This window comes from Lentzea sp. CC55, assembly GCF_021056325.1.
GTDB lineage: Bacteria > Actinomycetota > Actinomycetes > Mycobacteriales > Pseudonocardiaceae > Lentzea > Lentzea jiangxiensis.
Genome location: NZ_JAJCXE010000018.1, coordinates 103,592 through 119,416, shown reverse-complemented (window position 1 = coordinate 119,416; position 15,825 = coordinate 103,592). Strand labels below are relative to the sequence as shown.

15 protein-coding genes are annotated in these 15,825 nt (G+C 72.4%); 9 read left to right on the top strand and 6 right to left on the bottom strand.

The features are described from left to right. Positions 1 to 3: 3 nt before the first annotated feature. On the bottom strand, positions 4 to 768 hold the full coding sequence (locus tag L6E10_RS11650; RefSeq protein ID WP_236219514.1) for an IclR family transcriptional regulator: 765 nt from the start codon (positions 766 to 768) through the stop codon (positions 4 to 6). Between the two features lie 243 nt (positions 769 to 1,011). On the opposite strand from L6E10_RS11650, the gene L6E10_RS11645 reads away from it, so the two are divergent. Genes L6E10_RS11645 through L6E10_RS11635 form a run of 3 tightly spaced genes read left to right on the top strand, consistent with a single transcriptional unit; the run spans position 1,012 to position 4,962 of the window. Then, complete coding sequence (locus tag L6E10_RS11645; RefSeq protein ID WP_236219513.1) at positions 1,012 to 1,782, top strand: MIP/aquaporin family protein; 771 nt, start codon at positions 1,012 to 1,014, stop codon at positions 1,780 to 1,782. Between the two features lie 27 nt (positions 1,783 to 1,809). Then, complete coding sequence (gene glpK, locus L6E10_RS11640; RefSeq protein ID WP_236219512.1) at positions 1,810 to 3,327, top strand: glycerol kinase GlpK; 1,518 nt, start codon at positions 1,810 to 1,812, stop codon at positions 3,325 to 3,327. Positions 3,328 to 3,351: 24 nt separating this feature from the next. Beyond that, a complete protein-coding gene (locus tag L6E10_RS11635; protein ID WP_374236386.1) occupies positions 3,352 to 4,962 on the top strand; it encodes a glycerol-3-phosphate dehydrogenase/oxidase in 1,611 nt (536 codons plus the stop codon). A gap of 116 nt (positions 4,963 to 5,078) precedes the next feature. Here the strand turns inward: L6E10_RS11635 and L6E10_RS11630 are convergent, their stop codons facing one another. The 4 genes from L6E10_RS11630 to L6E10_RS11615 are packed head-to-tail and all read right to left on the bottom strand — an operon-like array spanning position 5,079 to position 8,500. Then, complete coding sequence (locus tag L6E10_RS11630) at positions 5,079 to 5,750, bottom strand: CoA transferase subunit B (protein ID WP_236219511.1); 672 nt, start codon at positions 5,748 to 5,750, stop codon at positions 5,079 to 5,081. A gap of 1 nt (position 5,751) precedes the next feature. Beyond that, positions 5,752 to 6,528 (bottom strand): CoA transferase subunit A, encoded by a 777-nt coding sequence (locus L6E10_RS11625; RefSeq protein WP_236219510.1) that lies wholly within the window; start codon positions 6,526 to 6,528, stop codon positions 5,752 to 5,754. Further along, positions 6,525 to 7,286 (bottom strand): 3-oxoadipate enol-lactonase, encoded by a 762-nt coding sequence (pcaD, locus tag L6E10_RS11620; protein ID WP_236219509.1) that lies wholly within the window; start codon positions 7,284 to 7,286, stop codon positions 6,525 to 6,527. The genes L6E10_RS11625 and pcaD overlap by 4 nt, the downstream gene beginning before the upstream one ends. Next, positions 7,286 to 8,500 carry an acetyl-CoA C-acetyltransferase gene (locus tag L6E10_RS11615; RefSeq protein ID WP_236219508.1) on the bottom strand — a complete coding sequence of 405 codons (1,215 nt, stop codon included), beginning with the start codon at positions 8,498 to 8,500 and terminating at the stop codon, positions 7,286 to 7,288. The genes pcaD and L6E10_RS11615 overlap by 1 nt, the downstream gene beginning before the upstream one ends. A gap of 79 nt (positions 8,501 to 8,579) precedes the next feature. On the opposite strand from L6E10_RS11615, the gene L6E10_RS11610 reads away from it, so the two are divergent. Next, entirely contained in the window at positions 8,580 to 9,464 is an 885-nt protein-coding gene (locus L6E10_RS11610; protein WP_236219507.1) for a LysR substrate-binding domain-containing protein, read from the top strand. Positions 9,465 to 9,482: 18 nt separating this feature from the next. Here the strand turns inward: L6E10_RS11610 and L6E10_RS11605 are convergent, their stop codons facing one another. After that, positions 9,483 to 10,127 (bottom strand): dihydrofolate reductase family protein, encoded by a 645-nt coding sequence (locus L6E10_RS11605; RefSeq protein WP_236219506.1) that lies wholly within the window; start codon positions 10,125 to 10,127, stop codon positions 9,483 to 9,485. A 222-nt stretch (positions 10,128 to 10,349) separates the two neighbouring features. On the opposite strand from L6E10_RS11605, the gene L6E10_RS11600 reads away from it, so the two are divergent. The 5 genes from L6E10_RS11600 (at position 10,350) to L6E10_RS11580 (ending at position 15,806) form a co-directional block, all read left to right on the top strand. Further along, entirely contained in the window at positions 10,350 to 10,904 is a 555-nt protein-coding gene (locus L6E10_RS11600; RefSeq protein ID WP_236219505.1) for an RNA polymerase sigma factor, read from the top strand. Positions 10,905 to 10,916: 12 nt separating this feature from the next. Then, positions 10,917 to 11,975: a hypothetical protein gene (locus L6E10_RS11595; protein ID WP_236219504.1), complete on the top strand. Its 1,059-nt coding sequence runs from the start codon at positions 10,917 to 10,919 to the stop codon at positions 11,973 to 11,975. Between the two features lie 110 nt (positions 11,976 to 12,085). Continuing rightward, complete coding sequence (locus tag L6E10_RS11590; RefSeq protein WP_236219503.1) at positions 12,086 to 12,577, top strand: nuclear transport factor 2 family protein; 492 nt, start codon at positions 12,086 to 12,088, stop codon at positions 12,575 to 12,577. A gap of 66 nt (positions 12,578 to 12,643) precedes the next feature. Beyond that, positions 12,644 to 13,537: an NAD(P)/FAD-dependent oxidoreductase gene (locus L6E10_RS11585; RefSeq protein ID WP_236219502.1), complete on the top strand. Its 894-nt coding sequence runs from the start codon at positions 12,644 to 12,646 to the stop codon at positions 13,535 to 13,537. Positions 13,538 to 13,823: 286 nt separating this feature from the next. Next, positions 13,824 to 15,806, top strand: a complete 1,983-nt coding sequence (locus L6E10_RS11580; RefSeq protein ID WP_236219501.1) for a glycosyl hydrolase family 65 protein — start codon at positions 13,824 to 13,826, stop codon at positions 15,804 to 15,806. Positions 15,807 to 15,825: the final 19 nt, after the last annotated feature.

The following is a 15,825-nucleotide window of genomic DNA, read 5'->3' as shown; positions in this document are numbered from 1 at the left end:
CCCTCAGTTCTCGTCGACAAGCGAAGTGGTGACGGAGTCCGCGGCCTGCACGACCTGGCGCACCAGCGTCTGCCGCGGCCTCCCGGCGGAGTCGCACAGGCGGTCGGCCGCGCCGGAGATGCCGATCGCGCCGACGACCAGGCCGCCGGGGATGCGGATGGGCGCGGCGATGCTGGCCTCACCGGGCATGTACTCCTCCGCCTCACCCGCCCAGCCCTGCGCGCGCACCTCGGTCAGCACCCGCTCCAGCATCTGCGCGCGCGTGATCGTCCTGCGCGTCAGCGACGTGAGCTCCCGCCGGCGTGCGGCCGCCGACAGGTCCGGGTCGTAGGCGAGCAGCACCTTGCCGAGCGCGGTGGCGTGCAGCGGCAGCATCGCGCCGATGCCCAGGGTCTGCACGGAGTCATCGGGCCGGAACACGTGGTGCACGACGAGCACGGCGCCGTCGTGGTGCATGCCGATCCTGACCTCCTGGCCGCTGCGCGCGGCCAGCGTGTCGGCCCAGTTGATCGATCGAGAACGCAGTTCGTTCGCGTCCAGGTAGGACGTCCCGAGGTGCAGCAGCGCCGCGCCGAGGCGGTAGCGGCCCGTCGCCTGGTCCTGCTCGACGAACTCGACCCGTTGCAGCGTCCGGAGAATCCCGTGCGCGGTGCCGCGGGCGAGACCGAGCGAGTCCGCTATTTCCGTGAGACCGTGGTGGCCCGAGCCACGCGCCAGGAGCCGCAGCACGGCTGCGGCTCGTTCGATCGACTGGATGGGTCCCGGCACGCGAAGAACGTAATTGAGACGACCCGTGTCGGCAATGTCGAACAGCTGGGGCGACCGTCACCCCTGGACACGAGCCTGAAACGCCTTGTCTGCGCGCAGCGTGACCGGTTGGTCACACTTTCGGGGGTCGCAGGTGTCGACATTGTCGAAACGTGCCCGTTGAGCAGGCGTGACGCCGCTCATTACGTTCCGCGTCAATCACCACGGGGTGATCAGCCGTTCAAGGACGAATGGGAGGCCAGCGTGGGTCTCGGGACAGTGTTCCTCAGCGAGTTGCTCGGCACGGGCATCTTGTTGTTGCTGGGTGCGGGCGTGGTGGCCAACGTGCTGCTCGCGAAGTCGAAGGGGTTCGACGGCGGCTGGCTGTTGATCAACTTCGGTTGGGGTCTCGGTGTCTTCGCCGGTGTCTACATCGCGTACAAGTCGGGGGCGCACCTCAACCCCGCCGTGACGATCGGCATCCTCACCAGTGGCGCGGACGAGTTCGCCCCCGGCGTGCCGGTGAGCGTGACCTCGACCCTCGTCTACTTCGCCGGTGAGTTCCTCGGCGCGTTCCTCGGTGCCGTGCTCGCGTGGCTCGCCTACAAGCCGCACTTCGACGAGACGCCCGACGAGGGCCTCAAGCTCGCGGTCTTCTCCACCGGCCCGGCGATCCGCAGCTACACCTGGAACCTGGTGTGCGAGGTCATCGGCACGTTCGTCCTGGTCTTCGTGGTCCTCGCCCTGGGCAAGACCCCGACCCAGCTCGGCCCGCTGGCCGTCGCGATGCTCGTCGTCGGCATCGGCGCCTCCCTCGGCGGCCCCACCGGCTACGCGATCAACCCGGCTCGCGACCTCGGCCCGCGCATCGCGCACGCCCTGCTCCCGCTGTCCTACAAGGGCACCGACGGCGAGGCAGCCAAGACTGGTGTGGCCGGCAAGAAGGACTCCGACTGGGGTTACTCCTGGGTTCCCGTCGTCGGCCCGGTCATCGGTGGCGCGCTCGCCGGTGTCGTCGCCTCGCTCGCGTTCTGACCTGACCATCCCGAAAGGACAGCTTCGATGACGCAGTACGTTCTCGCCGTCGACCAGGGCACCACCAGCACGCGGGCGATCATCTTCGACCACAGCGGCTCCATCGTCTCCGTGGGTCAGAAGGAGCACGAGCAGATCTTCCCGAGAGCCGGCTGGGTCGAGCACAACCCGGTCGAGATCTCGGAGAACACCCGGTTCGTGATCGGCCAGGCGCTCGCCAAGGCCGACCTCAACACCGGCGACCTCGCCGCCGTCGGCATCACGAACCAGCGCGAGACGGCCGTGGTGTGGGACAAGAACACCGGTGAGCCCGTCTACAACGCCATCGTCTGGCAGGACACCCGCACCCAGGCGATCGTCGACGAGTTCGGGGCGCTCGGCGGTGGCGCCGACCGCTACAAGGCCAAGGTCGGCCTGCCGCTCGCGACCTACTTCTCCGGTCCCAAGATCCGCTGGATCCTCGACAACGTCGAGGGCGCCCGCGAGCGCGCCGAGGCAGGCGACCTGCTGTTCGGCAACACCGACACGTGGACGCTGTGGAACCTCACCGGCGGCCCCAACGGCGGTGTGCACGCCACGGACGTCACCAACGCGTCGCGGACCATGCTGATGGACCTCGACACGCTGCAGTGGGACGCCGAGATCGCGGGCGAGATGGGCATCCCGGTGTCCATGCTCCCCGAGATCCGCTCGTCCTCGGAGGTCTACGGCACCGGCGGCCCCGGCGGCGTCCTGAAGGGCGTGCCGATCGCGGGCATCCTCGGCGACCAGCAGGCGGCGACGTTCGGCCAGGCCTGCTACGAGCCCGGCACCGCGAAGAACACCTACGGCACCGGCAACTTCATGCTGCTGAACACCGGTACCGAGAAGGTCGCCTCGAAGAACGGCCTGCTCACCACCGTCTGCTACAAGATCGGTGACGAGGCGCCCGTCTACGCGCTCGAAGGCTCCATCGCCGTCACGGGCTCGCTCGTGCAGTGGCTGCGCGACAACCTCGGCATCATCGGCTCCGCGCCGGAGATCGAGACGCTCGCGCGGACGGTCGAGGACAACGGCGGCGCGTACTTCGTGCCCGCGTTCTCCGGCCTGTTCGCCCCGTACTGGCGTTCCGACGCCCGTGGCGCCGTCGTCGGCCTGACCCGGTTCGTCAACAAGGGCCACCTGGCGCGGGCCGTGCTGGAGGCGACGGCGTTCCAGACCCGCGAGGTGCTGGACGCGATGAACGCCGACTCCGGCGTGCCGCTGACCGAGCTGAAGGTCGACGGCGGCATGGTCGCGAACGAGCTGCTGATGCAGTTCCAGGCGGACGTGCTGGACGTGCCGGTCGTGCGCCCGGTCGTCGCCGAGACCACCGCCCTGGGTGCCGCGTACGCCGCCGGTCTGGCCGTCGGCTACTGGTCGTCCCTGGACGAGCTCCGCGCGAACTGGGCCGAGGACAAGCGCTGGACGCCGGAGCTCGACGCCGACGAGCGCGAGCGCGAGTACCGCAACTGGAAGAAGGCCGTCACCAAGTCGTTCGACTGGGTCGACTCCGACGTCCGCTGATTTTCCCCTGAGGAGCTGAAGAAGTTGTTCGCAAGGCTGGATCCGGCTCGGCGTGCCCGGTCCCTGGAGGCCCTGGGCACCACGGAGTTCGACGTGCTCGTCGTCGGCGGTGGCGTGGTCGGCGCGGGCGCCGCCCTCGACGCGGCCTCCCGCGGGCTGTCCGTCGCACTGGTCGAGGCCGACGACTGGGCGGCGGGCACGTCGAGCCGGTCCAGCAAGCTCGTCCACGGCGGGCTGCGGTACCTGGAGCAGCTGGAGTTCAAGCTGGTCCGGGAAGCTCTGAAGGAACGCGGGTTGCTGCTGCGCCGGCTCGCACCGCACCTGGTGCGGCCGGTGCCGTTCCTCTTCCCGTTGAAGAAGCAGTGGGAACGCGCCTACGTCGGCGCGGGCGTGCTGCTGTACGACTCGATCGGCGGCGCCGGTGCCGTGCCGATGCACCGGCACCTGTCCCGCCGCAAGATGGCCGGCGTCGGTCCCTCCCTGGACGCCGACGCGTTCGCGGGCGCGATCCGCTACTACGACGCGCAGGTGGACGACGCCCGCCTCGTGTCGACGCTGGTCCGAACGGCCGCCCAGCACGGCGCGACCGTCGTCTCGCGGGCACGGGTCACGTCGTTGCTGCGCGTGGACGGCCGGGTCGCCGGTGCCTCGGTGCGCGACGAGCTCTCCGGCGTCACGCACGTCGTGCGCGCACGCCGCGTGATCAGCGCGACCGGCGTGTGGACCGACTCGCTCAACGCCCTGTCACCCGGCACGCCGCCGTTCGAGGTGCGGATGTCCAAGGGCGTGCACGTGCTGGTGGAGCGCTCGAAGATCCAGCTCGACGGCGGCCTGATCACGCAGACCGAGAAGTCGGTGCTGTTCGTGATCCCGTGGGGCGCCCACTGGATCATCGGCACCACGGACACGCCGTACTCCGGTGCGCCGGAAGACGTCGCGGCCACCGCCGAGGACGTCTCGTACATCCTCGACCACGTCAACGCCGTGCTGCGGTCGCCGTTGTCGGTGGACGACGTCGTCGGCACCTACGCGGGGCTGCGGCCGTTGCTCGCCGGGGCGTCCAGCGACACGTCGAAGCTGTCGCGCGAGCACGCCGTCGCCGAGCCCGAGCCGGGGTTCTTCGTGATCGCGGGCGGCAAGTACACGACCTACCGCGTGATGGCAGCGGACGTGGTCAACGCCGCTGTTTCCGGCCTGGGGCGCGCGGTGGCGCCCTCCCTGACCGACCGGTTGCCGTTGTGCGGCGCGGTCGGTTTCCACGAGCTGTGGGCGGACCGGGCTCGAGTCGCTGCGGGGTCCGGCCTGCCCACGTCCACTGTGGAGCGTCTGCTGCGCCGCTACGGCTCGGCCGTGTCCGACGTGCTGGCGCTCATCGCCCGGGACCCGTCCCTGGCCTCGCCGGTCGCGGGCCACCTGGCGGCGGAGATCGTGTACGCCGTGACGCACGAGGGCGCGCTGGGCCTGGAGGACGTCCTGGCCCGCCGCACGCGGATCGCCATGGAGCACCTGGACTTCGGTGCCTCCGTGGCCGGTGAGGTCGCCGACCTGATCGCCGGTCCGCTCGGCTGGTCCCCGGTCGAACGCGACGCCGCCGTCGAGGCCTACCGGGCCGGTTCGGAGCTGGCGGCGAGCTGAGGTGGACGGCGCGGAGCTGCTCGGGAGGCCGCCTTCCGAGCAGCTCCGCGCCGACGGGGGACACCGGGCGGGGAGCAGGGGTGCACCCGGCCCGGTTCTCCCCGCCGGTGCCGGCTTCAGGCCGGGTGCCGTGCCGCGGCCGGACCAGGACGGTCCGGCGCTGCCGCGACCGGTGCGCCGGTTTTCGCCACGACCTCCTCGACCGTGACACCGGGGGCGAGCTCGACGAGCGCGAACGCGCCGTCCGCGACGTCGAGCACGGCCAGGTCGGTGATGACGCGCGAGACGACGCCACGTCCGGTCAGCGGCAACGTGCAGGTGGCGACCAGCTTCGGGTCGCCGCCGCGGGCGGTGTGCTCCATGAGGACGATGACCCGGCGGGCGCCGCTCACGAGGTCCATCGCGCCGCCCATGCCCTTGACCACCGCGCCGGGCACCATCCAGTTGGCGAGGTCGCCGTGCGCGGAGACCTGCATGCCGCCGAGGACGGCGGTGTCGACGTGGCCGCCGCGGATCATCGCGAAGCTGGTGGGGGAGTCGAAGAACGACGCCCCCGGCAGCACGCTGACGGTCTGCTTGCCGGCGTTGATCAGGTCAGGGTCGACCTCGTCGTCGTAGGGGAACGGCCCGACGCCGAGGATGCCGTTCTCCGCGTGCAGCGTCACGGTCGAGTCCGCGGGCAGGTGGTCCGGGATCAGCGTGGGCAGGCCGATGCCCAGGTTGACGTACTCGCCGTCGCGCAGCTCGAGGGCGGCGCGGGCGGCCATGTCGTCGCGGGTCCAGGCCATGTCAGTTCGCCTCCCGGCGGGCACGGGTGGTGCGCTTCTCGATGTCCTTGCGGGCGGCCTGCTCGGGGGTCAGGGCGACGACGCTCTGCACGAACACGCCGGGCAGGTGCACCTGGTCGGGGTGGATCTCGCCGGCCTCGACGACGCGTTCGGCCTCGACGACGGTGAACCGGCCCGCCATCGCGGCGGCCGGGTTGAAGTTGCGGGCGGCGGCGTGGAAGACGCAGTTGCCCGCCCGGTCGGCGACGGCGGCCCGGACGAGCGCCGCGTCGGTGACGATCGACTCCTCCAGCACCATCTCCCTGCCGTGGAAGGTGCGGACCTCCTTGGGCGGCGAGGAGAGCGCGACGGTGCCGTCGGGGTGGTAGCGCCACGGCAGGCCGCCCTCGGACACCAGCGTGCCGACACCGGTGGGCGTGTAGAAGGCGCCGATGCCGGAACCGCCCGCCCGCAGCCGTTCGGCGAGCGTCCCCTGTGGAGTGAGCTCGACGGTCAGCTCGCCGGCGAGGTACTGCCGGGCGAACTCCTTGTTCTCCCCCACGTACGACGCGATGACGCGGCTGATGCGGCGGTGTTCGAGCAGCAGGCCGAGACCGGCGCCGTCGACGCCGCAGTTGTTGGAGACGATCGTCAGGTCGTCGGCGCCCTGGGCCAGCAACGCCTCGATGAGGAACCACGGGATGCCCGCGAGCCCGAACCCGCCGACCGCGACGCTGGAACCGGACCGGATGCCCGCCACGGCCTCGGCCGGTCCGCCGGCCACCTTGTCCAGGATCATGAGCGGTTCTCCTCCGTGAGGTGGCCGACGAGCGCGGCCGTGACGGCGCCCGGCTGTTCCGCGTTGGCGAGGTGCGCGGCTCCCGGCACGACGAGGAGCTGTCCGTCCCGGACGGACGTGGCGATCTCCCGCAGGTGGTCCGGTGGCGTCGCCGGGTCGTCGGCCCCCGCGATCGCGAGGGTGGGCGCGGTGACCTCGCGCAGGCCCTCGCGCTGGTCCATGCCGGCGATCGCCTCGCAGCAACTCGCGTACCCCTCGGCGGGGGTGGCGGCCACCATCGCCTCCCACGGCGCACGGTCCCGGTACGCCGGGGTGAACCAGCGCTGGACGACGGACTTCGCCACCGCGCGCGTCCCCTCCGCGCGGACGAGCGCGGCGCGGTCGGTCCAGGTCGACGCGGGCCCGAGGCAGGCGCTCGTGCACAGGACCGCGAGCCGGTCGACGCGCTCGGGGTCGCGGGCGGCCACGCGCAGCGCCGTCATGCCCCCGAGCGACAGCCCGACCAGGTGCGCCTTCGGCACGCCGAGCCGGTCGAGCAGCCCGACGAGGTCGTCGGCCAGGTCGTCGAGGGTGCAGGCACCGGGGACGACGGGGGAGCGGCCGTGACCGCGGGTGTCGTAGCGGACGACGCGGAAGTGCTCCTCCAGCGCGGGAACGGTGGCTTCCCACATCTCCAGCGCCGACCCGAGCGACCCGGACAGCACGACGACAGGGCCGTCCCGCCTCCCGCTGACGACGTGGTGGACGTCGACGCCCATCAGCGCACCGCCTCGAAGACGGCGGCCAGGCCCTGGCCGCCGCCGATGCACATCGTCTCCAGGCCGTAGCGGCTGCCGCGGCGGCGCATCTCGTGCGCGAGCGTCGCGAGGATCCGCGCGCCGGTCGCGCCGACCGGGTGGCCGAGGGAGATGCCGGACCCGTTGGGGTTGAGCCGGTCGTCGGCCGGGTCGATCTCCCACTCGCGCAGCACGGCGAGCACCTGCGCGGCGAACGCCTCGTTGAGCTCGATGACGTCGACGTCGCCGAGGGTGAGCCCGGCGCGGCCGAGCGCGGCGGCCGAGGCGGACACCGGCCCGATGCCCATGACCTCCGGTCCGACGCCGGTGACGGCCCAGGACCTCAGCGCGAGCAACGGCCGCAGCCCGCGCTTCTCGGCCTCGTCGCGGGTGGTGACGACGCACAGCGCGGCGCCGTCGTTCTGGCCGCTCGCGTTGCCCGCGGTGACGGTGGACTCCGGGTCCAGCTTCAGCCGCACGGGCCTGAGCGCGGCCAGGTCTTCCAGTGTCGTGTCCGGTCGCGGGTGCTCGTCCCGGCCGACCGTGAGATCGGGCTTGCCGCGCCGCCCCGGGACGGTCACCGGCACGAGCTCGTCGGCGAACAGCCCGGCCTCGTCGGCCGCGCCCCACCGCTGCTGCGACCGCACCGCCAGCTCGTCCTGCTCCTCGCGCGAGATGCCGTACTCGCGGCGGAGGTTCTCGGCCGTCTCGAGCATGCCGCCGGGCACCGGGTGGAATCTGCCACCGGCGGTCTCCCTGGCCCGGTCGAGGCGGTCGACGAGCTGCACGCCGCCGCTGCGGACGCCCGTGCGCAGCCCGAGCACGTAGTGCTCGACCTGCGACATCGACTCGGCACCTCCCGCCACGACGACCCGCGCCGCACCGGTCGCGACCTGTCCCGCCGCGTAGAGCACTGCCTGCAACCCGGAGCCGCAGCGCCGGTCGATCTGGAGGCCGGGCACGCCCGTGCCGAGTCCCGCGTCCAGCGCCGCGATCCGGCCGATCGCCGGCGACTCGCCGCCCGCGTAGCTCTGCCCGATCACGACGTCGTCGACATCGCCCTCCTGCAGCCCCGTGCGCCGCACCAGTTCGGTGAGCACGGCCGTGGCGAGGTCGGCGGCGCTGAGCGAGGACAGGGCCCCGCCGAACCGCCCGACCGGGGTGCGGAGGGGTTCGCAGATCACGACGTCGGTCATGGTCTCGACGCTAGGCCCCCGCGGCGATATTCAGAAATACTCATTTCGTGCCCGGTGAGACTCTGAGAATATCAATCGCGTGGAACTGCGTCACCTGCGCTACTTCGTCGCGGTCGCCGAGGAACGGCACTTCGGGCGCGCCGCCGAACGCCTGAACATGGCCCAGCCACCGCTGTCGCAGCAGATCCAGCAGCTGGAGGCCGAGCTCGGGGTGACGCTCCTGCACCGCACGACCCGCAAGGTGGAGCTGACCGGCGCCGGCGCGGTGTACCTCGAACGGGCCCGTGCCGTGCTCACCGCCGTGGACGACGCGGCCGCCGAAGCGCGGCGCGTGGCCAAGGGACTGCAGGGCCGCCTCGTCGTCGGCTGCGTCGGCTCCGCCACCTACAGCCTGCTGCCCGCCTTCGCCCGGGCCCTGCGCGAGGAGCTGCCGGCCGTCGACTTCACGTTCCGCGGCGAGATGCTCGCCCCGGACCAGCTCGACTCCCTGCTCGGCCGCCGCATCGACCTCGCCCTGCTGCGCCCGCCCGTCGAGCACTCCGCGCTGAGGGTGACCACGGTCCGCCGCGACCAGCTGATCGTCGCGCTGCCCGAAGCTCACCCGCTGGCCCGCCGCAAGCGCCTGGGGGTCGAAGACCTGCGCGACCAGGACCTGATCGTGCACGCCTCCCGCGGCCGGTCCGTCATGCACGGCATCGTCACGGACCTGTGCCGCTCGGCGGGTTTCGAGGCGCGCATCCGGCACGAGGTCGCGGAGACCTCGACGCTGGTCACGTTCGTGGCGTCGGGGCTGGGCGTGGCGGTGGTCCCGCGGCCCGTGGCGGAGCTCGGGGTGCCGGGGACGACCTACCGGCCGCTGGCCGGGAACCAGGGCGTCGACCTGGTGGCCGCCGTGCGTGCTGACGACGACTCACCGGTGCTCGCCAGGGCGCTCGGGCTGCTGGAGCGGGTGACACGGCGCTGAACCGCGGCGCCGCACACGTCACTTCCGCCAGAACAGGTGGTGCGTCACCCCGCTCGAGCTCGGCACGACGTCCACGTGGAACCGGTCGAGCAGCTCGTCCGGCGACTTCCACAACGGCACGCCGTGCCCGAGCTCGACCGGCGACACCGCGACGTGCAGCGTGTCGATCAGGTCGGCGTCGAGGAACGAGCGGATGGTCGTGGCGCCGCCGCCGATCCGGACGTCCCTGCCCCGCGCGGCTTCCTTCGCCTGGCGCAGGACGTCGGCCGGGTCGCCGCCGACGAAGTGGAAGGTCGTGTCGGAGAGGGTGAACGATGGCCGCACGTGGTGGGTCAGGACGAAGACCGGCGTGTGGAACGGCGGTTCGTCGCCCCACCAGCCCTGCCAGTCGTGGTTCTCCCACGGGCCGCGGTGCGGGCTGAACTTGTGGGCGCCCATGATCTCCGCGCCGATGTTGTTCGCGAAGTCGCGGACCAGGTGGTCGTCGAGGCCGCGGGTGCCGCCGGGGTCGGTGCGGTTGGGCCAGCTCGCCGTGGCGCCCGCCCACGCGAACATGGTGCCCGGGTCGGCGTGGCCGAACGGCCGGTCGAGGGTCTGGTCCTCTCCCGCGCCGAACCCGTCCCGCGAGACGACGAAGTTCTGGACCTTCACCAGCTGGGTCATCGAGCTTCCTTTCCGTTCCTGGTCGGCAGGTTGACCGCGGTGGCCGCACGAACTCATCGGTCCCGGCCGCAAGAGCATGCTCCGACGGCCGCCCCCTGCGCGCGGTCAGGTGCGAGAGCGCGCTGACCAGCCGCTTCGGCGACTCGGGGGAGCAACCTGAACGGTTTCGGCGCGCGTTGGCAAAGACGGGGTGCAAGGGCTAAGCGAAACCCGAGGAGCTTCATGTCGTCAGACGCGGAACTGATCGGCAGATCACTGCGCGGAGACACCGATGCCTTCGTGGAAGTGATCAGCCGCCACGAGACCGCGATCGGGAACTACCTCGCGCGCAGAGTGGGGCGGCAGGCCGCCGAGGACGTGCTCGGCGACGTGTGGGTGGCGGCCTACGAGTCCCGTGCGACCTACGACCGGTCATTTCCCGAAGCCAGGCCCTGGCTCTACGGAGTCGCGCTCAACAGGGTGCGGCGGCATTGGCGGTCGGAGCCGGCCGAGGAGCCGTCAGCGGACCTCACCCGCGTGGTGAGCGACTGGGACCCGTGGCCGGCGGTAGATGCCCGCGTGGACGCGCAGGCGTTGCTGCGCACGGCACTGGACCGGCTCAAGCCGGAGGAACGGGAGGTGCTCGGCCTGGTCGCCTGGGAGGACCTGACGGTCGCGGAGGCGGGCCGGGTGCTCGCCATCCCGGCCGGCACGGCGCGCCGGCTGCTGCACCAGGCGCGCAAGGCGTTGCGAGAGGCCCCCGAGGTGGCCGCGCTGCTGCAAGTCCCGACAACGTGAGAAGACACCCCCATGGATGAGATGGACCTGATGAAGAAGCTGCGTGATGTCCCGTCCCCCGACGCCGAGGCCTACGACCGTGCTCGCACGGCACTGCGGGCGGCGATGGCGGAACCCGGGAGCACCGTCGTGCGACCCCGGCGGTGGAGGTCCTGGCCCGCGGTGAGCGCCGCCGCCGTGGGCGCGGCCGCCGTCGCGGTGGCCGTCGTGATGGCGACGACGAGCGGCACCACCCCGGCCGGGCCGGCCGACGCGGGCCGGTCCGAGGCCGCGCCGCAGGCGGTGGTCGAGTCGCCGCTGGTGAAGCTCGCCTCCGAGGTCAAGGCGGGGGGAACGCTGCCGGGCGACGCGTCGCTGATCATCGGCACGAAGCCCGCGCCCGACGGCACGCCGTACGTCTACTACACCGTCTACAGCGACCGCGGCCAGATCTTCAAGGGCGACTCGCCGCAGACGCTGGCGAGCTCGGTGGCCAAGAACGACGACCAGGCCATGCCGTTCGACGCCAAGGTGATGGCGGCGGCCCGCCTGGCCGCCGACGGCGACGTGGAGAAGGCCAGGACCGCGATGGTCACCCCCGCCGGCAACGCCCTGGGACTCGGCCTGAGCCCCGCCGAGGCGGACAAGGCGTGGGCGGACGCGCAGGCCGAGATGGCGGAGGAGTTCCGCAAGCTCGGCAAGCAGGTCCCGGCCCCGAGGCCGCGTCCGACGGGCAAGGAGCTCGAGAACCGCATCAACAACCACCTGTGGAGCAACAGCACGTACGCGCTGTTCGTCGGTGCCGCCAACACCGACGTCCGCGCCGGCGTGCTGAAGCTGCTCGCGACGATCAAGGAGGTGACCGTCGCCGAGGCCGAGGCCGGCGGCAAGCGCGTGCTGAACCTCAGCGCGAGCCCCGACATCCTGGGCGGTGACGCCTCGACGGTGCTCACCCTCGACTTCGACAACGGTCTGCCCATCAGCAACGAGATCTTCCCGGCGAAGGACTCGAAGACCCCGTCGAAGCACGCGATCGTCACCTACAAGTCGTCCCGCGTGACCCTCGCCGACGTGGCGGCGGGCAAGATCTGACCATCGCGCGGCACCGCGGGAGGGCCGGGGAACACACCGGTCCTCCCGCGGTCGTGGGTGGGTGTGGCGCACCCTCCCGGGAGGACGCCGGCGGCCCTAGCGTCGAGATCATGAACGACGAACGGGTGATCGCGGACCTGCACGAGCGCTGGGTGTTCGGCTGGGACCGCCGCGAAGGGGACGAGCCCTTCGACTTCCGGCGGGTCTTCGGCGAGTTCTACGACTTCGGCGCCCCGGACGTCCGCCTCTACGACGACTTCGACCCCGAGCACCGCGTGGCGACGTCGGCCGCCGCGTACGGCGAGATCTGGACCCCGGCCTTCCAGGGGATGACCTCCGCCCACCACGCGGTCGACGACGGCCCGCACGTCCTCGTCTCCGGTGACCTCGCGGCGTCCACCCTGCGGTTCGCGGCGCGGATCGCCACCCCCGACGCCGTGACGGACATCCGCACCACGACCTCGCTGGTCTGGCGCCGCACGCCGGACGGGTGGCGGATCGTGCGCGAGCACAACTCGACGCAGACGCTGCCCGCCGGGGAGCTCGACGGGCGGTTCGGCGAGGACTCCGGGCCGGTGCCGGCGGCCGGCCGGGCCGGGTAGGCGCGTCGCGCCCGGCGCGGTCGTGCAGACGTGTGGCCGGTGCGGCCGGCGCCTAGGGTGACCTGTGTGGATGTTGTCGTGGTCGGGGCGGGAATCGCCGGGCTCTCGTGCGCACGCGCGCTGGCGGACGGTGGCGCTCGGGTGCGGGTCGTCGAACGCGGCCGGGTCGTGGGCGGGCGGATGGCCTGCAAGCGGATCGGCGGCCGGTACGCGGACATCGGTGCGGCCTACTTCGTCGCCGACGACCCGGATTTCGCCGAGCAGGTCGAGTCCTGGCGGGCACGGGACCTCGCCCGGCCCTGGACCGACACGCTCAAGGTCTTCCCGGAGGGCCGGGACACGCGGGGACCGGTCCGGTGGGCCGCTCCGGGTGGGCTGCGCGGCCTGGCGGTCGACCTCGCCCGCGGGCTCGACGTCCGGCTGTCGACCCGGATCGACTCCGTGCCGGAGGACGCGGACGCGGTGGTGCTCGCCATGCCGGGCCCGCAGGCCCTGCGGTTGTCCCCGCCGCCCGCGGTCGCCTCGGCCGCGTCCCGCCAGACCTGGCGGCCGGTGATCGCCGCCGTCCTGACCTACCCGGACCGCTCGTGGGCGTCCCTGCCCGGGGCGTTCGTCAACGACCACCCCGTCCTGGCCACCGTCTGCGACGACGGTGACCGCCGCGGCGACGGCGCCCCGGTCCTGGTCACCCACTCCACCGCGGGACTGGCCGCCGCGCACCTGGACGACCCCGATGCCGCCGGTCCGGTGCTGGCGGACGCCGTCGGCGAGCTGCTCGGACTCAGCGCCCCACCGCGGATCGAGGTGCACCGCTGGACCTACGCCCAGCCCGAGGCGGGTGACGCGTCGCCGTACGCGACCGACGGCCGGGTGTGGCTCTGCGGTGACGCGTTCGGCCGTCCGCGCGTGCAGACCGCCTGGCTCTCCGGACGAGCCGTGGCCCGCGCGCTGCTCGGCTGAGCCGCGGACCCGGGAACGGCGCCGCGACGGCAACCCCGCACCGGCCGGAGCCCTGCGTCGAGCGGCCCCGTGGCCGAGGCGGCCATCGCCGCTCTGGCGCAGTGGCGGGCGTCCTCCCGGAGGACCGGCCGCGCCGGGGTGTGACACAAGCGGACAGGAATCGTCCCGCCACTCTCCGTGAGAGCGGTTCCATGGTCCACTGCCCTTCGGCCACGGGTCGGTCCCGGGGCCGGGAGAGGTGCACGGAATGAGTCCCCGGCGGTGGATCGGTCGTGTCCTTCTGAGCGTGGTGACGGTGTGCGGCGTGCTCTCCGGTGCCTCACCGGCGACCGCCGCCACGCCGCCGTCGCTGCGGTTCGCGAACCCGGACAGCCAGGCGCTGTACGGCACCGCGTACACGGCGGCGCTGGACAACCTCTTGCGGCGCAACACCTTGGCCTACGACCCGCGCTACAACAGGAGCGGCCTGCAGGATCCGGCCGTCGGCTTCGTCCGCGCGGGCGGCGGCTACCAGCAGCCGTGGACGCGCGACGCGTCGATCAACAGCTGGAACGCGGCCAGCCAGCTGTCCCCGGCCCTGGCGGAGAACACGCTCTGGGCCGTGGTCGACAGGGACTCCACCGGAGCCCTGCGGGTGCAGCAGGACGACCAGCAGTGGGACCAGGTCGTCTGGCTCACCGCCGCGTGGCACCACTACCTCGTCACCGGCGACCGCGAGTTCCTCGGCAACGCCTACGACACCGCCAGGAACACCCTGACGATCCGCGAGAACGCCGGCAACGCCGGCTTCAACGCCACCTACGGGCTCTTCACCGGCGCGTCGTTCTTCAACGACGGCATCGCGGGCTACCCCGCACCGCCGGCGGACGCGACCGAGTCGGTCAGCACCGGCAGCATGCCGTGGCCGGGCATCGCGAGCGGGATGTACCTGAGCACCAACGAGGTCTACTACGCCGCCTACGTCAACGCGGCGAACATGGCCGACCGGCTCGGGCGGGCGCGGGAGGCCGCCGGCCACCGCTCGAAGGCCGCCGCGCTCAAGGCCGCGATCAACCGGCACTTCTGGAACCCGGCGACGGGCCTGTACGACTACCAGCTGCTCGCCGACGGCACGCGCGGCGCCTACCAGGAGGGCACCGGCCTCGCCTTCGCGATCCTCTTCGGTGTCGCGAACCCGGACCGGGCGCGGTCGATCGTCGCGAACGCCCGCGGGATGAAGTGGGGCATGCCCGACACGTTCCCGCACTGGGACCGCTACTCCGAGGCCCAGCCCGGCAGGCACAACGCGATCGTCTGGCCGCTCGTGCAGGGCCTGTGGGCCAAGGCGCTGGCACGCCAGGGCGACCAGGCGAAGTTCGCGGCGGAAACCGCGCGTCTCGCGAAGCTCGCGAACAACAACAGCGGGTTCTGGGAGATCTACAACGGCACCACGGGTGTCGTGGACGGCGGTTACCAGCGACTGGGCGACACGGTGAAGTTCCACTGGGGCTCGGAACCCGACCAGACCTGGTCCGCCACGGCGTTCCTCGACATGGTCCACACCGGACTGTTCGGCCTGAGGTACGGCGACGCGGGCCTGACGTTCGCGCCCACCCTGCCCGCCGGCTGGGGTGACGTCACCCTGCGGAACCTGCGCTACCGCGACGCCGACCTGACGATCTCCCTGCGCGGGGCGGGCACGACGATCCGCTCGGTCACGGTCGACGGCCGCCCGTCACGTCCCGAGATCCCCGCGACCCTGACCGGCGCGCACACCGTCGAGATCACGCTGACGGGTGCGACCGGCGGCGACCGCGACGGCGACGGCGCGGCCGACGCGCGGGACCGCTGCCCCGACACGGCGGGCACGGTCTCGGGCTGCCCGGCACCGGCCCACCTGGAGGCCGAGGACGCGCTGAACACCGGCGGCGTCAAGACGAACGTCAACCACACCGGCTACTCCGGCCGCGCTTTCGTCGACGGGCTCTGGGCACAGGGCGCCTCGTCGGCGTTCACGGTGCACCGCGCGGCGGCCGGGCAGGGCACCGGCGCCGTCACGGTGAGGTACGCGAACGCCCACAACGATGCGCGCACGATGACGTTGTCGGTCAACGGGAGCGTCGTGCGCCAGGTGAGCTTCCCGAAGGTCTCCGACAGCTGGGACTCCTGGGGCACGGTGACGTTCGACGACGTTCCGGTGAACGGCCGCGACGCGGTGGTGACGTTCTCCTACGAGCAGGGTGACACCGGCGCCGTCAACTTCGACCGGCTCTCCTACAGCGGGTCGTGACCGCGGGACCGGCTCGGGT

Bases quoted from the DNA above. Each gene is read 5' to 3' on its own strand.
- glpK (WP_236219512.1), top strand. From the start codon at position 1,810: ATGACGCAGTACGTTCTCGCCGTCGACCAGGGCACCACCAGCACGCGG.
- L6E10_RS11630 (WP_236219511.1), bottom strand. From the start codon at position 5,750: ATGGCCTGGACCCGCGACGACATGGCCGCCCGCGCCGCCCTCGAGCTG.
- L6E10_RS11625 (WP_236219510.1), bottom strand. From the start codon at position 6,528: ATGATCCTGGACAAGGTGGCCGGCGGACCGGCCGAGGCCGTGGCGGGC.
- pcaD (WP_236219509.1), bottom strand. From the start codon at position 7,286: ATGGGCGTCGACGTCCACCACGTCGTCAGCGGGAGGCGGGACGGCCCT.
- L6E10_RS11615 (WP_236219508.1), bottom strand. From the start codon at position 8,500: ATGACCGACGTCGTGATCTGCGAACCCCTCCGCACCCCGGTCGGGCGG.
- L6E10_RS11605 (WP_236219506.1), bottom strand. From the start codon at position 10,127: ATGACCCAGCTGGTGAAGGTCCAGAACTTCGTCGTCTCGCGGGACGGG.
- L6E10_RS11600 (WP_236219505.1), top strand. From the start codon at position 10,350: ATGTCGTCAGACGCGGAACTGATCGGCAGATCACTGCGCGGAGACACC.
- L6E10_RS11595 (WP_236219504.1), top strand. From the start codon at position 10,917: ATGGATGAGATGGACCTGATGAAGAAGCTGCGTGATGTCCCGTCCCCC.
- L6E10_RS11590 (WP_236219503.1), top strand. From the start codon at position 12,086: ATGAACGACGAACGGGTGATCGCGGACCTGCACGAGCGCTGGGTGTTC.